Consider the following 19,804-nt stretch of genomic DNA (forward strand, 5'->3'; position numbering starts at 1 on the left):
TCACCGCCGGGGCCGCTATTTTTTGCGGATGGCCCGCGTCCCCTTCCAGGCGCGCACCTTGGATGGGCGGATGATGGAAACCGGTGCGGTGGGCAACGACTTCGGGGTGCCCAGTTGGCTGCCGGAGTAGACCCCGTAGGTCACCCCGGAGACGGCCACGGCAATCCCGCCGCTGTAGGTTTCCTTCGCTTCGTCCACGACTTTGTTGATGGAGGTCCACACCGGGATGTGGGTCAGCAGCAGCCGCTCCACCGCGGCGTCGGTGGCCATCTGCCCGGCCCGCTTGCCGGTCAGGTGCACCCCGTCGATCGCGTCATCCCGGCCCTCCTCGAAAGCGGCCTCGCACAGGAACATGTCCGCCCCGCGGGCGGCCTCAACCAGCCCGTCGCAGGTGTCGGTGTCCCCCGAGTAGGTCAGCACGCTGGTCAGGATCTCCCCGTCCGGGCCCGGCTCGTGCGCCTCCACGCGCAGCGCGTAGGCTTCCTCGATCGGGTGGCGCACCGGGTAGGGGGTGATGGTGAACGGACCGATGTTCACCGGCTGCAGTTCCTGCCAGATGTTGAAGTCATAGTCCTGGTGCATGGTGTCGCCCTCAGGCAGCCCGTAGGCGGTTTCGATCCGCTCCGCGGTGGCTTCCGGTCCCCAAACCAGCATCTTCTCGCGGTTCCAGCCATTGGGATCCCAGCGGATGGCCACATGCAGTCCGCACAGATCCATGCAGTGGTCCGGGTGCAGGTGCGAGATCGCGATCCCGTCAATGTCCTTGATGTCGGTGTAGCGCTGCAGCACCCCCAGGGCGCCGGACCCAAGATCGAGCAGGATCTTCCAGTCCCGGGTGCCGTCAAAGGCGGTGACCAGGTAACAGGAGGCCGGAGATCCGGGACCGGGAAAGGAGCCGGTGCACCCGATGATGGTCAGCTTCATGTCTCACTCGCTTTTCGACGCTGCGATCATCTGCGGGGTAATGCGGGCAATCGAACCGGTCGGATAGTGGGCTGCTACGTTTTCGACATGACGTACCGTGAGCACTTCCGGACCCAGGAAACGTCGCGCCAGTACACCAAAACTATCAGCGTTGCCGGTGGCAAGGAATTCGTGACGCGCTTGATCAGCGTCGTTGCGCAGCAGCCCGTGGCTGGTCAGTGCCCGGAAGGTGTCCTTCGCGGTTTCCTCCGCACTGGAGACCAGGGAGACCGAATCACCCATGACATAGGAGATCACGCCGGTCAGCAGCGGGTAGTGGGTGCATCCCAGGATCAGGGTGTCCACCCCGGCGGCCTGCAGCGGGGCCAGGTACTGCTCGGCAATTTCCAGCAGCTCGGGCCCGGCGGTGATGCCGGATTCCACGAACTCCACGAACCGCGGGCAGGCCACGGAGGTGATCTCCAGGTTCGGGGCGGCGGCGAACGCGTCCTCGTAGGCCCGTGAACCGACGGTCGCCTGGGTGCCGATCAGCCCGATCTTCCCGTTCTTGGTGGCGGCCACGGCGCGGCGCACCGCCGGCTGGATGACTTCCACCACCGGGATGCCGTACTGGGCAGTGTAGCGTTCGCGGGCGTCGCGCAGCACCGCGGAGGAGGCCGAGTTGCAGGCGATCACCAGCAGCTTCACGCCGGACTCAACCAATTCGTCCATGACGCCCAGCGCGTTGGCGCGCACCTGGGCGATGGGCAGCGGACCGTACGGGGAATTCTTGGTGTCCCCCACATAGATCAGGGATTCACCGGGCAACTGGTCAATCACCGCGCGGGCCACGGTCAGCCCGCCCACCCCGGAGTCGAAGATCCCGATTGGGGTATTGGCATCCGGGGAGCTCTGCGGGCCGGTGGTGAAGAAGGAGGGCATGAAAGTTAGTACTCCGCATCCAGCAGCGCGCGCATCACCGTGTCCTGGATCCAGGAAATCAGGTTGTACATCAGCGCCATGTAGTCGTCCGGGTTCTTGACCTTGCGCGCATCATCGATCCGCGCGATCCGCGCCGAGTCCTCTTCATCGCGGATCCCCAGCCGTTCAGAGAGCACCAGGCGCACATCGTTCAGGGCCTGGGCGAAGCGGGAGGCGGCGGCGTCATCGAGCACGATCCGGGTGTTTTCCATCAGGAACTTCGCCTCGCGCAGCCGCCCGATCTTGGACAGGATCAGGTCGTGTTCGCCAAAGCGGCGGAAGTCGTTGGCCACCTCGGGGTCATCGCTGGCCACCGGCAGCAGGCGGGCCACGGCCGGGTCGGAGGGTTCGGGCAGCGGTCCGCGGTCCGGGCTCATCCCGGTCAGCGCGTAGAGCGGATCCAGTTCCTCGCTCGGGTCGACCTGGTGGATCTCGTCGCGTTCCTCCAGCAGGGAGATCACGTCGTCGAACAGTTCGCGCAGCAGCTTGCGTTCCGGTTCGTGCAGGGAACCGGCAATGCCGCGGGCGGTGCGCTTGAAGGCCTTGGCCACGAAGTTAGGCCTCCTGGGACATGGTGGCGTTCAGGCCATAACCGTGCATCGCCTGCACGTGCCCCTCGATCTTCTCGCGCGACCCGTTCAGGATCACCGAAAAGCCATCGTGGTGCACCTGCATCATCAGCTTCTCGGCCTTCTCTGCGGTAAAGCCAAAATGGCTGCGGAAGACATAGCTGACATAGCTCATCAGGTTCACCGGATCGTTCCACACGATCAGGCGCCACTTCTTATCGTGGAGAACCTGCTCACTAATCTCTTCGAAGATATCGGGCATGACGGTCATGCCCACCATTTTACGCCCTTATCGCGCTTCCCGGGCTCGCGGTGACAACAACCCTGATCCAGTGCGCTGGTGCGAACGCATCGGCGGGATGGGTGCGTGGGTTATCGGGCCCGGCGGCGCTGCTTGTCCAGGTACATTTGCCGGTCGGCTTCCATGAATGCCTGCTGCACCGAGCAATCCCCGGGCACCGAGGCGGCGTAGCCAAGCGACGCCGCAACCCCCGCCGTTTCCAAAGCCTGGCGGAACACGGCGAAATGCTGCTCCAGCCGCGCGGAAGGAATCCCGTTGGCCAGGATGACAAACTCATCTCCCCCGTAGCGCGCAATCCGGTGGGAGCGCGAGGAGGCGTCGCGCAGCGCCCGGGCCGCGCGTTGGATCAACTGATCCCCCGCCGTGTGACCCTGCGAATCGTTCAGGGCCTTCAATCCGTCAATGTCGAGTACGGCCACGGCGACCAGATCCCCAAAGGCGTTGACCCGTGCCTGGGCGTCGGCAAGAATCGCGTCCCAGCCGCGACGGTTCAGCAAGTCGGTCAGGGCATCGCGGTGCGCCTGTGCCTTCGCGATTTCCAGGGCCCGCCGGTCCCGGTCGAAGCCGCGGGAGAGTTCCAGCTGGGAGGAAAGCAGGTCACTGAAGACCTTGAGCAGTTCCTCGTCCACGGACTCGTTAGCCTCCAGCGGTTGGCTGCGCACCCCGCACAGCACGCCGAAGGGCTGTCCATTGTCATCACCGATCGTATAGCCGGCATACGCCCCGATCTTGCGGGCAACCTGCAAATCCGCATACTGCGGGTGGGTCTTGGCGTCGGGGACCACGTGCGCGGCGCCCGCCGCCATGCGCCGACAAAAGGTTTCGCCCCAGTCCATCCGGTCCCCCACGTTGATCAGGTGATCATGGTGAACGTGCAGGTGCACCTGGTACCCGTCGGTGATCCGCGAGACCGACCAATCAGTTAAAGGGGTGTGGTGGTTCAGGTAGTCCACCACGCGCTGCGCGGCCTGGGAGAAACTGTGGGCACCGTTGACCTCCCTGCGCTCCGTGGCCAGCCGCGGTGCACCCTCCGCATTTCCAAGGAGTGCGTCCTGTGACAGGGAGCCTTCACCGGTGCCAGATTCGTACACGCTTGCCACTCGTTTCTCGTTGTCGATCGTCTCAGGGGTGCCCCTGAGATGCCGGATCCGCACGGTTGGTGCCCGCGCCGGAGGGGCGCACCGCGTACAGCTCCCGGCCGCTTCACCGGTCCGCATCATCCGAACCCCGCTTTTTGCTGAAAATACCAGCGCGACATGGCGACTTCAAGCCCGAACAGCAGGCTCTACGGCTCCGCCGTCCCCGGGCCGGCCCCAGCCCCATAAGCGCTGGTGCTGGCCCACTCGACTCCCATTTCCGTGCCTCTCGTGCTGGAACCCGGCAACGGAACCGACGCAGGCGGATCCAGTGCAGGGCAATGCGCCGGCGCATCCGGGACTCGCCCGCACCAGGCACCGGGGTGATGTCTCACCACGGTTTGAAGCGGGATACAGTAAGTCTTGGTTTGTCCCCGACTACACAGGAGCACCGCATGCTCACCAGCCTCTTTACCGACCACTATGAGCTGACCATGCTGCAGGCCTCACTGGCGTCCGGGGCCGCGCACCGTCCCAGCGTGTTCGAGGCCTTCGCCCGCCGCCTGCCGGATGGACGTCGCTACGGAGTGGTCGCCGGCACCGGCCGGCTGCTGGAGGGGCTGGCGAACTTCCGCTTCGAGGACGAACAGCTGAAGTTCCTTTCCGACAACAAGGTCGTGAACAAGGAGACCCTGGACTACCTGGAGAACTTCAAGTTCACCGGCAACATCACCGGCTACGCCGAAGGTGAGCTCTATTTCCCCAACTCGCCGCTGCTGACCGTGGAGTCCACGTTCGCCGAGGCCTGCGTCATCGAGACCTTCGTGCTCTCCACGCTGAACCACGATTCGGCCATCGCCTCCGCCGCCTCTCGCATGATCGCCGCCGCCGGCGAGCGCCCCTGCATCGAGATGGGCTCGCGGCGCACCCACGAGGAGGCCGCCGTGGCCGCGGCCCGCGCCGCCGCCATCGCCGGGTTTGACTCCACCTCCAACCTGGAGGCCGGGGCCCGCTACGACATCCCGACCGTGGGCACCAGCGCCCACTCCTTCACACTGCTGCATGAAAGCGAACGCGAGGCGTTCCAGGCACAGGTCGATGCCCTGGGCGTGGACACCACGCTGCTGGTGGACACCTACGACGTTGAGCAGGGCGTGCGCACCGCGGTGGAGATCGCCGGCGCCGAACTGGGTGCGGTCCGGCTGGACTCCGGGGACCTGGTCCAGCAGGCCACCTGGGTGCGCGAGCTGCTCGATGACCTGGGCAACTGGAACACCAAGATCACCGTCACCAGCGACCTGGACGAGTACGCGATCGCCGCCCTGGCCAGCGCCCCGGTGGACTCCTACGGGGTGGGCACCGCACTGGTCACCGGTTCCGGGCACCCCACCGCCTCCATGGTCTACAAGCTGGTGGCCCGCCAGGACACCTGCGGCGAATGGATCCCGGTGGCCAAGGCCGCCACCAACAAGGCCAGCACCGGCGGACGCAAGAGCGGCGTGCGTCAGCTCAATGAGCGGAACCGTGCGGTCAACGAGATCGTTGTACTGGGTGAACACACCACCGAAGGCCCGGAACGCTTGCTAACCGTCCCGCTGGTCACGCATGGTGAGATTGACGAAAAGTATGTCTCAGCCTCCGGCGTGCAGCTGGCCCGCCAGCGGCACCACGCCTCGATCCAGGAGATGCCAGGCATCGCCCGCAAACTGCAGCGCGGTGAACCGGTGATCCCCACGATCCTCGTGAATGAATAGGAAGCACTATGTCCCGCGCACTGCTGATCATTGACGTACAACCGGACTTCTGCGAAGGCGGCCCGCTGGGCGTGAAGGGCGGCAATGCCGTTGCCTCGGCCATTGCCGCGGATGTGGCCGAACGCCGCGACTCCTACACCGCGATCGCCACCACCCAGGACTGGCACATCGATCCGGGCCGCCATTTCTCCAAGAACCCGAACTATGTGGACACCTGGCCGGTGCACTGCGTGGCCGGGACTCCCGGCGCGGCCCTGCATCCGCAGATCGCCGACCTGGAGGTGGACGGCCACTTCGCCAAGGGCCGGTATTCGGATGGCTATTCGGGCTTCGAGGCCCGGCTGCTGAATCCGGCCGCGGACCTGGAGGACGAATCCGGTCCGCTGCTGGAGGACTGGCTGAAGCAGCGGCAGGTGACCGCGGTGGACGTGGTGGGCATCGCCACCGACCATTGCGTGCGCGCTACCGCGCTGGATGCGGCCAAGGCCGGCTTCGCCACCACCGTGATCACCCCGCTGACCGCTGCGGTCTCCCCCGAGAACCTGCCGAGCCTGTACAGCGAACTGCGTGAATCCGGGGTCACCGTCCTGACCCTGGGCTAGAAACCGGGCCGGAACACGGGCATTGACAAAGAGGAAGAGGCCGCCGTGGCGGCCTCTTCCTCTTTGGTTTGGGTGCGGCGTTCCGCTCCTACCGGGACTGCGGTCACCGCTGGCTACTTGCGCCCGACGAACCAGTCCTGCAGCTTCTCAATGCGGGCCCGCAGCTGGTCCGCATTGGCCTGCGGCACGGCCGGTCCACCGCACACGCTGCGCAGCTTCGTGTGGATCTGCGCGTGCGGGGTGCCGGTGCGCGCCGCCCACGCCGAAACGTTCTTGGACAGCTGGCTGCGCAGGTCCATCAGCTGGCGGTGATCGGAAACCGGGGCGGGTTTGGAGGCCCCGCCCTTGATTTGCTTGCTCTGCTGTTCGCGCAGCAGCGCCGAGACCTGTTCGGGCTCCAGCAGCCCGGGGATCCCCAGGAAGCCGAGCTCCTCATCGCTGCCGATGTCCGCGCCGGTGCCGAACTCGCCGCCGTCAAAGAGCACGCGGTCGAATGAGGCCTGGGAGTTCAGCGCCTCGAACTTGTTGCGCACCAGCTCGTCGCTGGCCTTCTCCTCACGGTTGGCTTCCTCCAGGGCCGCGTCATCCAGCCCGTCCTCCACCTTGGAGCCTTCGCGGTCCAGCGCGTGGTCGCGTTCGACCTCCATCTCGTTGGCCAGGGCCATCAGGATCGGCACGGAGGGCAGGAACACGCTGGCCACTTCACCGCGCTTGCGGCTTCGCACGAAGCGGCCGACGGCCTGGGCGAAGAACAGCGGGGTCGAGGTCGAGGTGGCGTACACGCCCACGCACAGCCGGGGCACGTCCACGCCCTCGGACACCATGCGCACCGCCACCATCCAGCGTGAATCGCCTTCGGAGAACTCATCGATCTTCTGCGAGGCGGTGGGGTCATCGGAGAGGATCGTGGTGACCTTCTGCCCGCAGATCGCCTCCAGCTGCTGGGCGTAGGCCTTGGCGTCATCGATGTCGGTGGCGATCACCAGCCCGCCGGCGTCCTTCACGGTGCGCCGCACCTCGGACAGGCGGCGGTCGGCGGCGCGCAGCACCGAGGGGATCCAGTCCCCCGTCGGGTCCAGCGCCGTGCGCCAGGCGTGGGCGGTGATGTCCTTGGTGGCCCCGGCACCGAGCTGGGCCTCCATTTCCTCGCCGGCGGCGGTGCGCCAGCGCATGTTGCCCGAGTAGGCCATGAACAGCACCGGGCGCACCACGTGGTCGGTCAGGGCGTTGCCGTAACCGTAGGTGTAGTCCGCCTTGGAGCGGCGGATCCCATCCCCCTCGTCGGTGTACTGCACGAACGGGATCGGGGCGGTGTCCGAACGGAACGGGGTGCCGGTCAGCGCCAGCCGGCGGGTGGCCGGCTCGAAGGCCTCGCGGATACCATCGCCCCAGGACAGGGCGTCACCGGCGTGGTGGACCTCGTCCATGATCACCAAGGTGCGCGCGTCCTCGGTCTTGGCCCGGTGCACGGCCGGCTTCTGGGCGACCTGCGCATAGGTGACCACGACCCCGAGGTAGTGATCGCCGTGGCGGCCATCGGAGTTCTTGTAGTTCGGGTCCAGCGCCAGCCCGACACGGCCGGCCGCGTCGGCCCACTGCTTCTTCAGGTGGTCGGTGGGCGCGACCACGATCATCCGGTTGATCTTCTTGGAGTCCACCAGCACCTTGGCCAGGCGCAGCGCGAACGTGGTCTTACCGGCGCCGGGGGTCGCCACCGCCAGGAAGTCCTTGGGTTCGGTGTCGAAGTAGAGGGCGAGCGCCTCGGCCTGCCAGGCACGCAGCTTCGGCCCGGTGCCCCAGGCCGCGCGTTCCGGATATGCCACCGGCAGCTTGTCTTCCAGCGGAAGCTTGTCACCAATGTCGAAAAGTGTGTCGGTCATCTATCCTCTCCCGGCGCGGACCACGAATCTATGCCCAGCAGCCGTGCGGCTGCCGGGCGTGAAGGCAGGGTCGGTTAGTCGCCCTGCATGGATTCGTAGATTTCCTTGCACTCCGGGCAGACCGGGAACTTCTTGGGGTCGCGGCCGGGAGTCCAGACCTTGCCGCACAGGGCGATCACCGGTTCCCCGGACAGGGCCGATTCCATGATCTTTTCCTTGCGCACATAGTGTGCGAAGCGCTCGTGATCGCCGGCCTCAACGTTCTGCTGCGTCTCGGTCCGCTCGATTGTTGCTGTTCCGCCGCGGGTTTCCTGTGACTCTTCAACCATGGCATCCAGTCTAGTACTTTTCGCGCTCCACCCAAGCCCCCACAGCACGCCCGAGCGGTCCGCGGCAGCCCCGGAAATCCGCTCGATTACCGGGCTGACCTGCCGACTTGCCGGGCACCGCGGATGGCTTTGAACACCGTGTGAAGTTCCGGGCACCGGCAGGGGGTTGCGGACATGGCAAAGCCCCGGTAGCCGGGTGCTGGAGGTGATCCAGCACCCGGCTACCGGGGCTTGGGTGGGGCGCCATGGCCGTCGAGGCCGCTACTTGTTCAGCAGCACCGCCTGCATCAGCTCCGGCAGGCGGACATCCATCCACTTGCCGCCCACCCGCACACCGATCAACAGCAGGATCCCGCCGTAGACGAATGCGCCGGCCAGGGTCACCCAGCCCAGCGGCCGGATACCGCCGAAGATCGCAAACAGGTACGGGATCACCAGCGGCAGCAAGAGCAGCCCCATCCCACCAAAGGTCAGCAGCTGGGTCAGCGCCACGCGCACCCCGTTGCCCGGCGGGGTCTTCATCGGGTTCTCCCCCGGCAGCGGGACCGCGTAGGTGTAGCGGGCCGAGACCACCGAGGAGATCGCCAGGGCCACCAGCAGCGCACCGAGCGAGAGGCCCACATCGGCCGGGATGCGCCAGTACTGGTTGGTCAGCGCGCCGGGCAGAATCGACCCGAGCAGCACCGGCACCAGGCCCACCAGCAGGCAGGCGAGCATGCGCCCGATCCGGTCATCGCGGCCCCGCACCCCGGTGAGCACGTGCAGGGAGAACGCGGTGTTGTCGTAGGAGACGTCAGCGGAGATGGAAAAGCCCATCAGGATCCCGAAGATCGGGCCGAGCAGGAACATCATCGCGTAGCTGCCGGACTGCGAGCCGGCGAAGTAGAAGATCACCGGCAGCACCGGGACCATCAGCACGCCAATCGCGTAGCGCGGGTCCTTCAGCCAGTACACCAGTGCCCGGGCGGCGACCGCACCCCACGGGGTGGACGGCATCCACTTGAAGGGACCCAATCCCTTGGCCGAGGCCGCGCGTTGCGGGGCCGGCGCGGTGACCACGGCGTTCGCGGTGGCCCGCAGCAGCAGCCAGTAGAGCACCGCCAGGCACACCAGGCCGTAGAGCAGGTGGCCGGTCGCGGCCAGCCACGCGCCCTCGGCGGCGGCCGGGGCGACCGCGCCCAGGGTGCCGAACGGGGTGTAGGCCAACACCGTGGCGACCGGGTCGATCCAGTCAAGGGCGCTGGTCGCCGCCTCGGTGAGCATCCCGATGATCGGCCCCAGGCTCACCAGCAGCAGGAAGAAGATCAGGAACGTGGCCTCGCGGAAGCGGCGCTTGGAGCGCAGCGCGGTGGCCTGGATGGTCAGGTACTGGCAGCCGAACACCGCCAGCACCGCGGTGCCCAGGTTCGCCACCAGCGCCAGCAGCAGCACACCCGGATCCAGGCGCCACAGCACGCTGAACCCGGCCATCGCCAGCACCGTGATCAGCGCCGGGATGGAGACGAATCCGGCCAGCACCAGCGCCCGGCCCAGCGTCTTGGGCTCAATGCCAAAGTGCACGAAGCGCTGCGGCTCCAGGGTCAGGTCCACGCCGGTCAGCAGCGGCGGGACAATCGCCCAGCCGATCACCACCAGCGAGCTGGCCAGGATGGAAATGTAGCTCAGCCACTGCAGGTCCGCGGAGAACCAGGCGGCCAGGATCAGCATCGCCACCACGCCCAGGGCGTAGAGCGTACCGATGATCACCCCGACCAGCTGCCAGGTGCTGCGCCGGAAACCGTTGCGCAGCAGGGTCAGCTTTAGTTTGAGGATGTGCGCAACCACGACAGCCCTCCGCCCTGTGCCCGTCCGCCGACCAGGTCCACGAAGCGTTCCTCCAGGCTCATCCCGCCGCGCACCTCATCCACGGTGCCCGAGGCGCGCAGCACCCCGTCGGCGATCACGGCCACGTGCGAGCACATGCGCTGGACCAGGTCCATCACGTGGGAGGAGACGATCACGGTGCCGCCGAACTTCACGTATTCGTTCAGGATGTCGCGGATGTTCGCCGCCGAGACCGGGTCCACCGCCTCGAAGGGCTCATCGAGCACCAGCAGCTTCGGCGAGTGGATCATCGCGGTGGCCAGCGAGATCTTCTTGGTCATCCCCGCGGAGTAGTCCACCACCAGCTTGTCCCCGTCGTTGACCAGGTCCATGACCCGCAGCAGGTCCTCGGTGCGGGTGGTGACCTCCTCGCGCTCCATCCCGCGCAGCAGCCCCGAATAGGTGACCAGCTGGCGTCCGGTGAGCCGGTCGAACTGTCGCACCCCGTCGGCCAGCACCCCCATCATCGACTTCGCCTCGCGCGGCTGGGCCCACACGTCCACCCCGTGCACGGCAGCGCTGCCGGCATCCGGGCGCAGCAGCCCGGTGGCCATGGACAGCATGGTGGTCTTGCCGGCGCCGTTCGGGCCGACCAGGCCAAAGAAGGAACCGGCCGGGACGTCCAGGCTGACGTCGTTGACCGCCACCTTGGGGCCAAACTGCTTGGCCAGCGATCTGATGCTCAGTGCGGGGATACTCATGTACCCGAGATTATCAATGGCCCCACCCCGGGCGGATCATCCTTTGGAGTTAAACCACGACGCCAGCGGGCAAAAACCCCTCCGATGGGATGAGGTTTCCTGCCCGCTGGCGTCGCCGCGGCGTGAAGCGGTGGTCTAGAAGAGCACGCGGGCCAGCTTCTGGCGGGAGGCGGCGACCCGCGGGTCGCTGTTGCCTACCACGGCGTACAGCTCGATCAGCCGGCGCCGGACCCGTTCGCGGTCCTCGTCGTGCAGCCGGGAGATCAGGTTCACCAGCCGGGAGAAGGCGTCCTCCACGTGCCCGCCGGCCACATCCATGTCCGCCACCTCCAGTTGGGCGTTGATGTCATCCGGGGACTGGGCCGCGGCCTGGCGCACCTGGTTCAGGTCCTTGCCCTGGGTGCGCGAGAGCAGGCGCACCTGGTACAGGCCCACCTGCGCCTCGTGGTCGTTGGGCTTCTCGTTCAGCGCCTGGGTGTAGGCGGCCTCCGCGGCGGCGAAGTCCCCCGCGTCGATCGCGTCCATGGCCTTCTGGTGCAGCGGCGGCAGCGCTGGCTCCTCGGTGCCCGCGGCGCCGAACGGCGGCACGGTCCCGCCCATCCCCTGCTGTGCGGCCAGCTCCAGCAGCTGGGCCAGGACCTGCTCGATCTGCTCGGCCGGGGCGGTGCCCTGGAACAGCGGGACCGGCTGGCCCTTGACCAGCGCGACCACCATCGGGATCTGCTGGACCTGGAAGGCCTGGGCGATCTGCGGGTGCGCCTCGGCATCCACCACGCCCAGCACCATCTTCCCGCCCTGACGGTCCACCAGGGTGCCCAGGATCTTGTCCAGCTCCACCGAGGCGGCCAGGCGCGCGGCGCCCAGCGACACCAGCGCCGGGACCTGCTGGGACAGGCCCACGAACTGCTGGAACCCGGCCTCATCGAGCTGGGTGGTCCAGCTGCCGGCGGCGTCGGCCGGGATCTGCTCGGCCTGCTGGGCCGCGGCGGCCAGGTCGGTCAAATCCACGGCCCCGCGGGCCGAGGGGATATTCTGTTCGCTCATTAGTTCTCCTTCACCTGCTTGACATCCAGCAGTACGACTTCGCCGGCGATCAGGGAGATCTTGTCCTTCGAGTCCCCGGCGGGGATGTAGAACATCACGGGTTCAGCGTAGCGGATCTGCACGTCCCCGGTGCTGGAGCTGCTGCCCAGCAGCTTGCGGGTCAGCTCATCGGCGCCCTTGAGCGGGTCGCTGTCCTCGGTGCGCTTGAACGTGGTGGTCGAGTTGATCAACCCGGTCACGATCGCCCCGCCGTCCGGGGTGGAGAGCACCGTGGTGTCCTTGGCGCTGGGCTTGCGCTCGTACTTCACGTCGGCCTCGTTGGCCTTGTCCTTCTCAGACTTCTGTCCGGCGTGCACCGCCTTGATGAACTCGGATTCGGCGAACTTCCCGGCCTGCTTGGACTTCGGGTTGGTCAGCACGTCGGCCAGCTGGTTCATGGCGTCCTGCGGCTTGGTGTTCAGCCCCTCGGCGTCCGCGCCCAGCTGCTTCACCGACGGGTCGCCCACCGCGATGCCCGGGAAGGAGGCGCCGGGCAGCATCTGCGAGGCGAAGACGACCTTGTAGTTATCCCGCGCGTTCTCCTGGCGCAGGGTGATGGCGATCGGCAGCGTGTTCGGGTCCTGGTCCTTGGCGGTGACCACGTTGATCACGCGCGGGAACTTCGCCTCGGAGGTGTTGGGCACCGCGGCGGAGCGGATGACGTCGGTGGCCAGCTTCGTCGGCTCGGCGACCTTCACGTCCTTCTTCAGGATCTCGTAGCGGCTGGAGCGGATGGACTTGAAGGCCCCGGCGGTGCGGGCGTCCAGATCCTTGGCGTTGTGCGAATCATCGGCCTTGCCGACCTGCTTCTTCACATCCTCCAGGATGCGGTTCAGCTGTTCCTCGGTGACGACGGGGAAGGTGGTGGCGGTCTGCTCCTCGGGGGTGGCCGAGGCGGACTGCTCGGCGGCCGCGTCGCTGGCCTGTTCGCTGGGGGTTGCGCTTTCGGCGTCCTGGGGGCTGGCGGACTCATCGCTCGGGGCGGCCGGGATCAGCACCCCGGACAGGCCCAGGGACAGGGCGGCGACCAGGGCCAGGGAGTTGTGGGTGTTCACCCGGCGCGCCGGGCGCTTGGCGGCGGGGCGCACCAGCAGGAAGGCCAGGCCCACCACGATCAGCAGCGAACCGATGATGATCAGCGGCAGCGCCCAGGGCATGGTGGCGGTGTTCGCGTAGGTGACCGAGATCTTCGCCGGGGCGGCCTGCTTGCCGTCGGCGGCCAGCAGCAGCGACCAGGAGCCGCTATCGGGCGCGGTCCAGCGGTAGGTCATCTTCCCGTCGGCCTGCTGGGAGTCAAAGAAGATGTCCCCGCCGGCCGGGTTGGGCACCTCGGCCTTGCCGTCGACCAGCTCGGCCTGCAGGCGGTGGTTCTCCCGGTCGATGCCGGTCAGTGAGACGTGCTTGGCATCGCCCACCCAGGCCTCCACGTCGTAGCTGCGGCCCAGCGAGGCGGTGAACTCCCCCTCGGATTCGATCTGCAGCTCCACCGGGGCGATGTCCGCGTCGTTGATCGACGGCTCGATCACCGTCAACGGCGCGCTGCCGTCGAATTCGGGCATGGTGGCAGTCACCGTTTCGGGCGGCGCCCAAAACGTCTTCTGTCCGATGCCGATGAACAGGGCCACGGCCCCGATCAGCATCGCGATCACCGGTAGTATTTTTCGCACGGCTTCACCCATTCGCATCACGGTCACAAGGTCTTCGACTCAAGTCTAACGAGTGGATCGTGGACTTGGTTCCTGACGCGGATTGTGAGGATGCTCAACCCGCGTGCGGGCTCGGGCCCGCAACATCCATCCTGACCGCCCCGGCTGGGGGTAAGCTCAAAACCATGAACCCGCAGCCTGATTCCGAGCCGCACCAGGACGAACCGGCACCGCGCCCGGCCACCGAGGTGCCCGCCCGTGAGGTCGTTGCCGGCGGCAGCCGGATGCGGCACTTTGGCCGCCGGCTTTCCAGACTGCTGAACGCCCCGGCCCGGCCCCCGGCCCTGGGCGAGGAACCGAACGTGGACGGAGAGGCGCAGGCCGAGCCGCTGGAGCTGATTCACCCGGTGGCCCTGGGGTTTTTGGCCACCCTGGGCGTGGGGCTGGCGCTGCTGGGCTACTACCTGCTGACCAACGTGGGCTCGCTGATCACCTGGATCGTGATCGCCATGTTCATCGCCCTGGGGCTGGACCCGATCGTTCGCTTCCTGGTCCGCCACGGCTTCACCCGCCCGCTGGCGGTGCTGACCACTATGGTGGGACTCTTCGCGATCTTTGGCGGGTTCATGGCGCTGATCATCCCGACCCTGGTCACCCAGATCACCCAGTTCATCGAAAGCGCCCCGCAGATGATCGATGACTTCCTGAACAGTGAGCTGGTCCTCCAGCTGGACCGGCAGTACCAGGTCACCGAGCGGATCAACGATGAGGTGGACAAGTTCTTCGGGGATTCCGGGGCGGTGGCCAACGTCTTCGGCGGGGTGCTGGGCGTCTCGCAGACCGTGGCCCAGTCCATGTTCGGGATCCTGATCGTGCTGGTGCTGGCCGTCTACTTCCTGGCCTCCATGCCCGGGATCATGGCCTTCTCCCTGCGTCTGGCCCCGCGCTCCAAGAGGGAACGGGTGGGCGAGCTGATGAACCGGATCACCCGCAGCGTCGGCAACTACGTCATCGGCCAGGCTTCGGTGGCGATCCTGAACTCGCTGGTGGCGCTGACCCTGATGACCATCCTGGGCGTGCCCTTCGCGGCGCTGCTGACCCTGATGGTGGCGATGCTGGCGTTCATCCCGCTGGTCGGGGCGGTCATCGCCGGGGTGCTGGTCACCACGCTGACCCTCACCCTGGGCTGGCAGAGCGCGCTGATCTACGGCATCTGCTACTTCGGCTACCTGCAGATCGAGGCGTACATCGTCTCCCCGCGCATCATGCACAAGGCGGTGGCGGTGCCCGGCGCGGTGGCGGTGATCTCGGTGATCGCCGGCGGTTCCCTGGCCGGGATCACCGGCGCGCTGATGGCCATTCCCACCGCTGCGGCGGCCATGATCCTGCTGCGCGAGGTGTTCATCGCGCGCCAGGACCGGCTCTAGAAGACCTAGAACGCCAGACCCAGCCACAATCCGAGGCCGGCCGCGAGCACCGTGGCCAGCAGCGTGCCCAGCGCGTTGCCAAGCGTGGCCAGCACCCGGCCCTGGCGCAGCAGGCGCACGGTTTCCACGCTGGCGGTGGAGAAGGTGGTGTAGCCGCCGAGGAACCCGGTGCCCAGGATCAGCCGCCAGGTCTCGGGCAGCAGGTGGCCCATCGCCAGCCCGGTGATTAGGCCCAGCACCAGGGATCCGCTCAGATTAATCAGGATCGTGCCCCACGGCAGCGTGCCGCGCCAGCGCACGGCGATCCACTCCACCAGCACAAAGCGGCTGACGCCCCCCAGTCCCCCGGCCAGGGCCAAGAGCACAAACTGCAGCGCATCCATCTCACTGCCCCCGTTCCGGCTCGGCGGACCTATTTGACTCCACGCTGGCTGGCCGGCCATGCCGGGTGTTGGAGCGCCGGATCGTGGCGGCAAGGATGATTCCGGCGGCCGCCGCCAGGAAGCCGAGCACCACGGTGCCCAGTGCATAGGCCAGAGCGGCCAGCGGGCGGTTCCCGTTCAACAGCAGGGCCGTGTCCACGGCCAGGGCACTGTAGGTGGTGAACGCGCCCATGAAGCCGGTCCCCAGCAGCAGCCGCCAGACGCGGTGCCGGCGTTGTTCGGTGCTGTGCTGGGCGAGGGACTCAAGCAGCAGTCCCAGCAGGAAGGCCCCGAGCACATTGATGGCAAGGATGGTGTACGGCACCGAATCCACCGGCGGGAAGAGCAGGGCAAGGCCCTGCCGGCTAGCTGTGCCCAGCGCCCCGCCAAGAAAAACCAACACCAGCGGGACCAGACGGGTCAAGTGTGATGTGCGCACGGGCTTCGGCGTCGTGGATTTCATGCCTTCTCCCCCACTGGGTGGCCACACGGTGCATGGCGCGCGGATATCCGCCGCCTGGTAGCCGAGGAATATTCGGGGCTGCAAAGTGTGACGCTCATCGTGGATCTCCTACCTTTCGGGCACAGTGGTGCTGCTGAGGTAGGGGCCGTTGTCGCAACGGGTGCGAGGTTGGGTACGGCGGGCCCCACCGCCGTGATGCCGGGCATCGTTCTCATTCTGGCACAAGGCCATGGTGCGCAGGAACTCCACAGACACCATCAGTAACGGTAGGAGCGGATCTCCCAGCACCGTTCATGCCAGTGCCGCCGCGCCGCCGCCGAGGCGTCGTCGCCGGACCAGTGATCGGCCCGCCAGGCCACCAGGTGCGAGACCCCCACGCCGATCACCCGGTGGCAGCCCGGGCAGGTGTAGGTCTTGGACGCGGACAGCGGGCTGATCTTGCGCACATGCCACTGCCCGTCCGGGGCATCCTGCAGGCGCACCACCCCGTAGCGGGCCCGTTCGACCCAGTCCTCCTCATACTGCGGCGGCCCGGAAGGCTGGCGCGACGTGGTGTTGCGCGACCTTCCATTGCGGCGGGGGCGGTTAGAACGGGGCATGGCTCCATCATGCCGCATGGCAGCAAGCCGGTTCCAGCCGAGCGATCACACCACCGGCGGACGCCACCGGATACCTGCGTCACACGCTGCCTGCATCCGGCGCGGCCAGCAGGTAGTGTTGTGTGGGTGCGTTTAGTTGTTGCAAAGTGTTCCGTGGATTATGCCGGGCGTCTGCGTGCCCACCTGCCCCTGGCCAAGCGCCTGATCATGGTCAAGGCCGACGGATCGGTACTGATCCACTCGGACGGCGGCAGCTACAAGCCGCTGAACTGGATGAACCCGCCGCTGACCAAGCACGTGCAGGAACCGGCCCCCGAACTGGCCGAGGAAGGTGTCACCGAGGTGTGGCGCCTGGCCGCGGCGAAGAGCGATGACACGCTGACCATCCACTTCCACCAGATCGAGCACGACTCAGCCCACGAGCTGGGCACCGACCCGGGCCTGATCAAGGACGGGGTGGAAGCCGACCTGCAGCGCCTGCTGGCCGAACAGATCGACCTGCTCGGCGACGGGCACACCCTGATCCGCCGCGAGTACATGACCGCGATCGGCCCGGTGGACATCCTGGCGCGCGACGGCGCCGGGGCCACGGTGGCCGTGGAGCTCAAGCGCCGCGGGGACATCGACGGGGTCGAACAGCTCACCCGCTACCTGGAACTGCTCAACCGCGACCCGCTGCTCAAGCCGGTCACCGGCATTTTCGCCGCCCAGCAGATCAAGCCGCAGGCCCGCACGTTGGCCGAGGACCGCGGCATCCGCTGCCTGGTGCTCGACTACGACGCGATGCGCGGCGTGGACGATTCGGCTGGGCGGCTGTTCTAGGCTCAGGGCAACTGCCGGCTACCGGCCGGGCCACCAAAGCCCGGCAACCATTCACAACGGCGATTCCCAGACATGCCAGCCCGGCGGCGAAGAGTATCGCCAGCGATTTGCGGTCACGGCGCGGATCAATTATTTGAAAACTTGCCTCGGTTTGTTCGACCCTTCGCATGGTCATTCGAAGATCCTCATCGGCTTCCTGGGCCATGAGATAGGCACATCCAAGGCCCAGCACGGCAAGGACGACAGACGTAATGGACAGCGATGTCACCTGCCACGCAGCGTGCGACAAGCGTGTCCCGCCCAACCCCAGAACCACCAACAAGCCACCAGAAAGACTGATCAGGCTCGTGCAGATCTTCTTCTGGCGTTCGTATTGCAACAGTCTGGCGTATACCCATTGCCGGTGGTTTACGGTCACTACCCGCTCCAATCCTTGGTGAAAGAACGCTCCAGCTATCCCGCGATGTGCCGCAGCGATAAACCGCTGCGGTCCGGGCATCGAAACTGGCGCACGGCAGCCAGCGTACCCAGCAATCTCGGGCTCATCGCTGGGGTACCAGGGCTGGAATTATTCGCGAATTTGAGACAAGCCCGAACGAATGTGCCTAAGCTGGGGTCATGAGCACCGAACAGCGCACCGTAATGTTCGCCCGGCTGGTCTCCGACGGCCTGCAGGTTACCGATGGCGCGCTTGCCATCGAGGGCGACCGGATCGTCTTCGCGGGCAACCGCGATGACTTCCTGGCCGCCGAGGACGCAGACAGCTTCACGGAGCATCCCCTGGCCGAGGACGCCACCCTGGTTCCCGGGCTGATCGACATCCACTGCCACGGGGCGAACGGCGCCGACTTCTCCGATCCCGAGCACGCCGGGGTCAAAGACGCCATCGACTTTTTGCACCGCTCGGGCACCACCACGGTGATCGCCTCCCTGGTCTCCTCCGACCACGAACAGATGCTCAACGCCACCGAACTGCTGGCCGAGTTCGCCGAGGCCGGGCTGATTGCCGGGATCCACGCCGAGGGCCCGTTCCTCTCCGCCGAACGCTGCGGCGCCCAGTACCCGGGATTCCTCACCGACCCGGATCCGGACTTCGTCGCGGATCTGGTGATGGCCAGCCATGGGCAGCTGCGCACCATGACCTTCGCCCCGGAACTGGAGGGCACCGAGGATTTGATCGAGGCGCTGGTCTCCCAGGGCATCGTCCCGGCCATCGGGCACACCGCGGCCAGCGCGTCGGTGACCCGCAAGGCCCTGCAGGAGATCACCGAGCAGCTCGAAAGCGCCGGCGTGGACGGCTTCACCGAACGCCCGCTGGTCACCCACCTGTTCAATGCGATGCCGCCGATCCACCACCGCGATCCCGGCCCGGCCGCCGCCGCGCTGGAAATGGCGGCCAAGGGCCATGCGGTGCTGGAGCTGATCGCCGATGGCGTGCACCTGTCCCCCGACACCGTGCGCATGGTCTTCGCGCTGGTGGGCGCCAAGTCCATTGCACTGGTCACCGATTCGATGGCCGCCACCGGGCTGGCCGACGGCCAATACACGGTGGGCCCGGCCAAGGTGCGGGTCGAGGACGGCGAGGCGCACCTGGCCGAGGGCGATCGGCAGCGGCTGGCCGGGGGCACCTGCACTCTGCTGGAGGTGGTGCGCCGCACCGTGGCCGCCGGGGTGCCACTGGTGCGCGCGATCATCTCCGCCACCAAGGTGCCGGCCTACCTGATCGGGCTGGCCGATGAGGCCGGGCGGCTGCACCAGGGCTTCGTGGCCGACCTGCTGGTGCTTGGCCCGAACCTGGAGCTGCGCCAGGTGTTCCGCAACGGGCAGCTGCTGGACTGAACCCGCATACCGGGCTCGGTCCGCCCGCCATCCCGTCGTGTCGTTAAACAGCTGACCCCCAACCCGTGAAGGGTTGGGGGTCAGCTGTTGTCTCAGCCAGGAGACGGTGTCGACTAGATTTGCCAGGAGCCGGCGATCGGGCCGGCCTCGAGCCAGGCGGAGAACCCGGTGTAGTCCCGGTAGTCCATCGCCATCTCGATCAGTTCATCGCCGCGCTTGAGGCTAACGATGATGAACCCCGGCGGGATCTTGCCCCGTTCATCGTCCTTGGGCCGCCGCCACCCGGAAATGTCCAGGCCCCGGCGTTCCAGCACGAACGCCGGGATCGGCGAGACCGAGAAGAACCGCAGCAGGTCCACATGGGCCGTGCCGTAGCGTCCAATGCACATCACCCACTTGCCCGCGGGCGTGTGGTAGGAGGCATCGAAGGTTCCGAGCGTGCGCCGCAACTGGAAGCGGCGCACGCCCATGGCACCAAAGAATGTCACGATGCCGGCCAAGACCAGCAAGGCGATCAGAACTGGTGCGCTAATCTCGATCAATG

20 protein-coding genes are annotated in these 19,804 nt (G+C 67.0%); 5 read left to right on the plus strand and 15 right to left on the minus strand.

Going from position 1 to position 19,804, the window contains the following annotated elements:
* Positions 1 to 15 precede the first annotated feature (15 nt).
* The 5 genes from RCJ92_RS04780 to RCJ92_RS04800 form a co-directional block, all read right to left on the minus strand.
* A complete protein-coding gene (locus RCJ92_RS04780; RefSeq protein ID WP_343833758.1) occupies positions 16 to 924 on the minus strand; it encodes an MBL fold metallo-hydrolase in 909 nt (302 codons plus the stop codon).
* A 3-nt stretch (positions 925 to 927) separates the two neighbouring features.
* Positions 928 to 1,845 (minus strand): glutamate racemase, encoded by a 918-nt coding sequence (gene murI / locus RCJ92_RS04785; protein ID WP_138925975.1) that lies wholly within the window; start codon positions 1,843 to 1,845, stop codon positions 928 to 930.
* A gap of 5 nt (positions 1,846 to 1,850) precedes the next feature.
* Positions 1,851 to 2,435 carry a DUF2017 domain-containing protein gene (locus RCJ92_RS04790; protein ID WP_446753906.1) on the minus strand — a complete coding sequence of 195 codons (585 nt, stop codon included), beginning with the start codon at positions 2,433 to 2,435 and terminating at the stop codon, positions 1,851 to 1,853.
* Between the two features lie 4 nt (positions 2,436 to 2,439).
* Positions 2,440 to 2,715 (minus strand): ATP-dependent Clp protease adapter ClpS, encoded by a 276-nt coding sequence (gene clpS / locus RCJ92_RS04795; RefSeq protein ID WP_249354138.1) that lies wholly within the window; start codon positions 2,713 to 2,715, stop codon positions 2,440 to 2,442.
* A gap of 110 nt (positions 2,716 to 2,825) precedes the next feature.
* Positions 2,826 to 3,845, minus strand: coding sequence for a sensor domain-containing diguanylate cyclase (locus RCJ92_RS04800; RefSeq protein WP_446753907.1), 1,020 nt, complete (start codon positions 3,843 to 3,845; stop codon positions 2,826 to 2,828).
* A gap of 440 nt (positions 3,846 to 4,285) precedes the next feature.
* Between RCJ92_RS04800 and RCJ92_RS04805 the strand changes: the two genes are divergently transcribed.
* Entirely contained in the window at positions 4,286 to 5,584 is a 1,299-nt protein-coding gene (locus RCJ92_RS04805; RefSeq protein ID WP_396278602.1) for a nicotinate phosphoribosyltransferase, read from the plus strand.
* An 8-nt stretch (positions 5,585 to 5,592) separates the two neighbouring features.
* Complete coding sequence (locus RCJ92_RS04810; protein WP_446753908.1) at positions 5,593 to 6,186, plus strand: isochorismatase family protein; 594 nt, start codon at positions 5,593 to 5,595, stop codon at positions 6,184 to 6,186.
* Positions 6,187 to 6,299: 113 nt separating this feature from the next.
* On the opposite strand, the gene RCJ92_RS04815 is transcribed toward RCJ92_RS04810, so the two are convergent.
* The 6 genes from RCJ92_RS04815 to RCJ92_RS04840 form a co-directional block, all read right to left on the minus strand.
* The gene (locus RCJ92_RS04815; protein WP_446753909.1) at positions 6,300 to 8,066 is read right to left on the minus strand and encodes a DEAD/DEAH box helicase; all 1,767 of its coding nucleotides are present in this window, start codon (positions 8,064 to 8,066) and stop codon (positions 6,300 to 6,302) included.
* 74 nt (positions 8,067 to 8,140) lie between these two features.
* On the minus strand, positions 8,141 to 8,395 hold the full coding sequence (locus RCJ92_RS04820; RefSeq protein WP_054821750.1) for a DUF3039 domain-containing protein: 255 nt from the start codon (positions 8,393 to 8,395) through the stop codon (positions 8,141 to 8,143).
* Between the two features lie 261 nt (positions 8,396 to 8,656).
* Positions 8,657 to 10,219 (minus strand): transporter, encoded by a 1,563-nt coding sequence (locus RCJ92_RS04825; RefSeq protein ID WP_446753910.1) that lies wholly within the window; start codon positions 10,217 to 10,219, stop codon positions 8,657 to 8,659.
* Positions 10,195 to 10,959 (minus strand): ABC transporter ATP-binding protein, encoded by a 765-nt coding sequence (locus tag RCJ92_RS04830; RefSeq protein ID WP_138173052.1) that lies wholly within the window; start codon positions 10,957 to 10,959, stop codon positions 10,195 to 10,197. The genes RCJ92_RS04825 and RCJ92_RS04830 overlap by 25 nt, the downstream gene beginning before the upstream one ends.
* A gap of 135 nt (positions 10,960 to 11,094) precedes the next feature.
* The gene (locus RCJ92_RS04835; RefSeq protein WP_343833773.1) at positions 11,095 to 12,003 is read right to left on the minus strand and encodes a tetratricopeptide repeat protein; all 909 of its coding nucleotides are present in this window, start codon (positions 12,001 to 12,003) and stop codon (positions 11,095 to 11,097) included.
* Positions 12,003 to 13,691: a hypothetical protein gene (locus RCJ92_RS04840; protein WP_138925968.1), complete on the minus strand. Its 1,689-nt coding sequence runs from the start codon at positions 13,689 to 13,691 to the stop codon at positions 12,003 to 12,005. Before RCJ92_RS04840 ends, RCJ92_RS04835 begins: the two co-directional genes overlap by 1 nt.
* A 182-nt stretch (positions 13,692 to 13,873) precedes the next feature.
* Between RCJ92_RS04840 and RCJ92_RS04845 the strand changes: the two genes are divergently transcribed.
* Positions 13,874 to 15,115: an AI-2E family transporter gene (locus RCJ92_RS04845; protein WP_446753911.1), complete on the plus strand. Its 1,242-nt coding sequence runs from the start codon at positions 13,874 to 13,876 to the stop codon at positions 15,113 to 15,115.
* Between the two features lie 5 nt (positions 15,116 to 15,120).
* Here the strand turns inward: RCJ92_RS04845 and crcB are convergent, their stop codons facing one another.
* The 3 genes from crcB to RCJ92_RS04860 form a co-directional block, all read right to left on the minus strand.
* Entirely contained in the window at positions 15,121 to 15,498 is a 378-nt protein-coding gene (gene crcB / locus RCJ92_RS04850) for a fluoride efflux transporter CrcB (RefSeq protein WP_396278254.1), read from the minus strand.
* Position 15,499: 1 nt separating this feature from the next.
* Positions 15,500 to 15,976: a fluoride efflux transporter FluC gene (locus RCJ92_RS04855; RefSeq protein WP_446753912.1), complete on the minus strand. Its 477-nt coding sequence runs from the start codon at positions 15,974 to 15,976 to the stop codon at positions 15,500 to 15,502.
* Positions 15,977 to 16,257: 281 nt separating this feature from the next.
* Positions 16,258 to 16,599: a hypothetical protein gene (locus tag RCJ92_RS04860; RefSeq protein WP_421015247.1), complete on the minus strand. Its 342-nt coding sequence runs from the start codon at positions 16,597 to 16,599 to the stop codon at positions 16,258 to 16,260.
* Positions 16,600 to 16,725: 126 nt separating this feature from the next.
* Here RCJ92_RS04860 and nucS point away from each other — a divergent pair, with 126 nt between their 5' ends.
* Both nucS and RCJ92_RS04870 read left to right on the plus strand, forming a co-directional pair.
* Complete coding sequence (nucS, locus tag RCJ92_RS04865) at positions 16,726 to 17,421, plus strand: endonuclease NucS (RefSeq protein ID WP_446753913.1); 696 nt, start codon at positions 16,726 to 16,728, stop codon at positions 17,419 to 17,421.
* 618 nt (positions 17,422 to 18,039) lie between these two features.
* Positions 18,040 to 19,260 (plus strand): N-acetylglucosamine-6-phosphate deacetylase, encoded by a 1,221-nt coding sequence (locus RCJ92_RS04870; RefSeq protein WP_446753914.1) that lies wholly within the window; start codon positions 18,040 to 18,042, stop codon positions 19,258 to 19,260.
* A gap of 113 nt (positions 19,261 to 19,373) precedes the next feature.
* On the opposite strand, the gene RCJ92_RS04875 is transcribed toward RCJ92_RS04870, so the two are convergent.
* Entirely contained in the window at positions 19,374 to 19,802 is a 429-nt protein-coding gene (locus RCJ92_RS04875) for a DUF2550 family protein (protein ID WP_054821358.1), read from the minus strand.
* Positions 19,803 to 19,804: the final 2 nt, after the last annotated feature.

The sequence above is a fragment of the Glutamicibacter sp. BSL13 genome, assembly GCF_052928425.1.

What these genes read in the sequence shown, in the direction of transcription:
- RCJ92_RS04780 (WP_343833758.1), bottom strand. Translation starts at nt 924, where the DNA reads ATGAAGCTGACCATCATCGGGTGCACCGGCTCCTTTCCCGGTCCCGGA.
- murI (WP_138925975.1), bottom strand. Translation starts at nt 1,845, where the DNA reads ATGCCCTCCTTCTTCACCACCGGCCCGCAGAGCTCCCCGGATGCCAAT.
- clpS (WP_249354138.1), bottom strand. Translation starts at nt 2,715, where the DNA reads ATGCCCGATATCTTCGAAGAGATTAGTGAGCAGGTTCTCCACGATAAG.
- RCJ92_RS04805 (WP_396278602.1), top strand. Translation starts at nt 4,286, where the DNA reads ATGCTCACCAGCCTCTTTACCGACCACTATGAGCTGACCATGCTGCAG.
- RCJ92_RS04810 (WP_446753908.1), top strand. Translation starts at nt 5,593, where the DNA reads ATGTCCCGCGCACTGCTGATCATTGACGTACAACCGGACTTCTGCGAA.
- RCJ92_RS04815 (WP_446753909.1), bottom strand. Translation starts at nt 8,066, where the DNA reads ATGACCGACACACTTTTCGACATTGGTGACAAGCTTCCGCTGGAAGAC.
- RCJ92_RS04820 (WP_054821750.1), bottom strand. Translation starts at nt 8,395, where the DNA reads ATGGTTGAAGAGTCACAGGAAACCCGCGGCGGAACAGCAACAATCGAG.
- RCJ92_RS04830 (WP_138173052.1), bottom strand. Translation starts at nt 10,959, where the DNA reads ATGAGTATCCCCGCACTGAGCATCAGATCGCTGGCCAAGCAGTTTGGC.
- RCJ92_RS04835 (WP_343833773.1), bottom strand. Translation starts at nt 12,003, where the DNA reads ATGAGCGAACAGAATATCCCCTCGGCCCGCGGGGCCGTGGATTTGACC.
- RCJ92_RS04845 (WP_446753911.1), top strand. Translation starts at nt 13,874, where the DNA reads ATGAACCCGCAGCCTGATTCCGAGCCGCACCAGGACGAACCGGCACCG.
- crcB (WP_396278254.1), bottom strand. Translation starts at nt 15,498, where the DNA reads ATGGATGCGCTGCAGTTTGTGCTCTTGGCCCTGGCCGGGGGACTGGGG.
- RCJ92_RS04860 (WP_421015247.1), bottom strand. Translation starts at nt 16,599, where the DNA reads ATGCCCCGTTCTAACCGCCCCCGCCGCAATGGAAGGTCGCGCAACACC.
- RCJ92_RS04870 (WP_446753914.1), top strand. Translation starts at nt 18,040, where the DNA reads ATGAGCACCGAACAGCGCACCGTAATGTTCGCCCGGCTGGTCTCCGAC.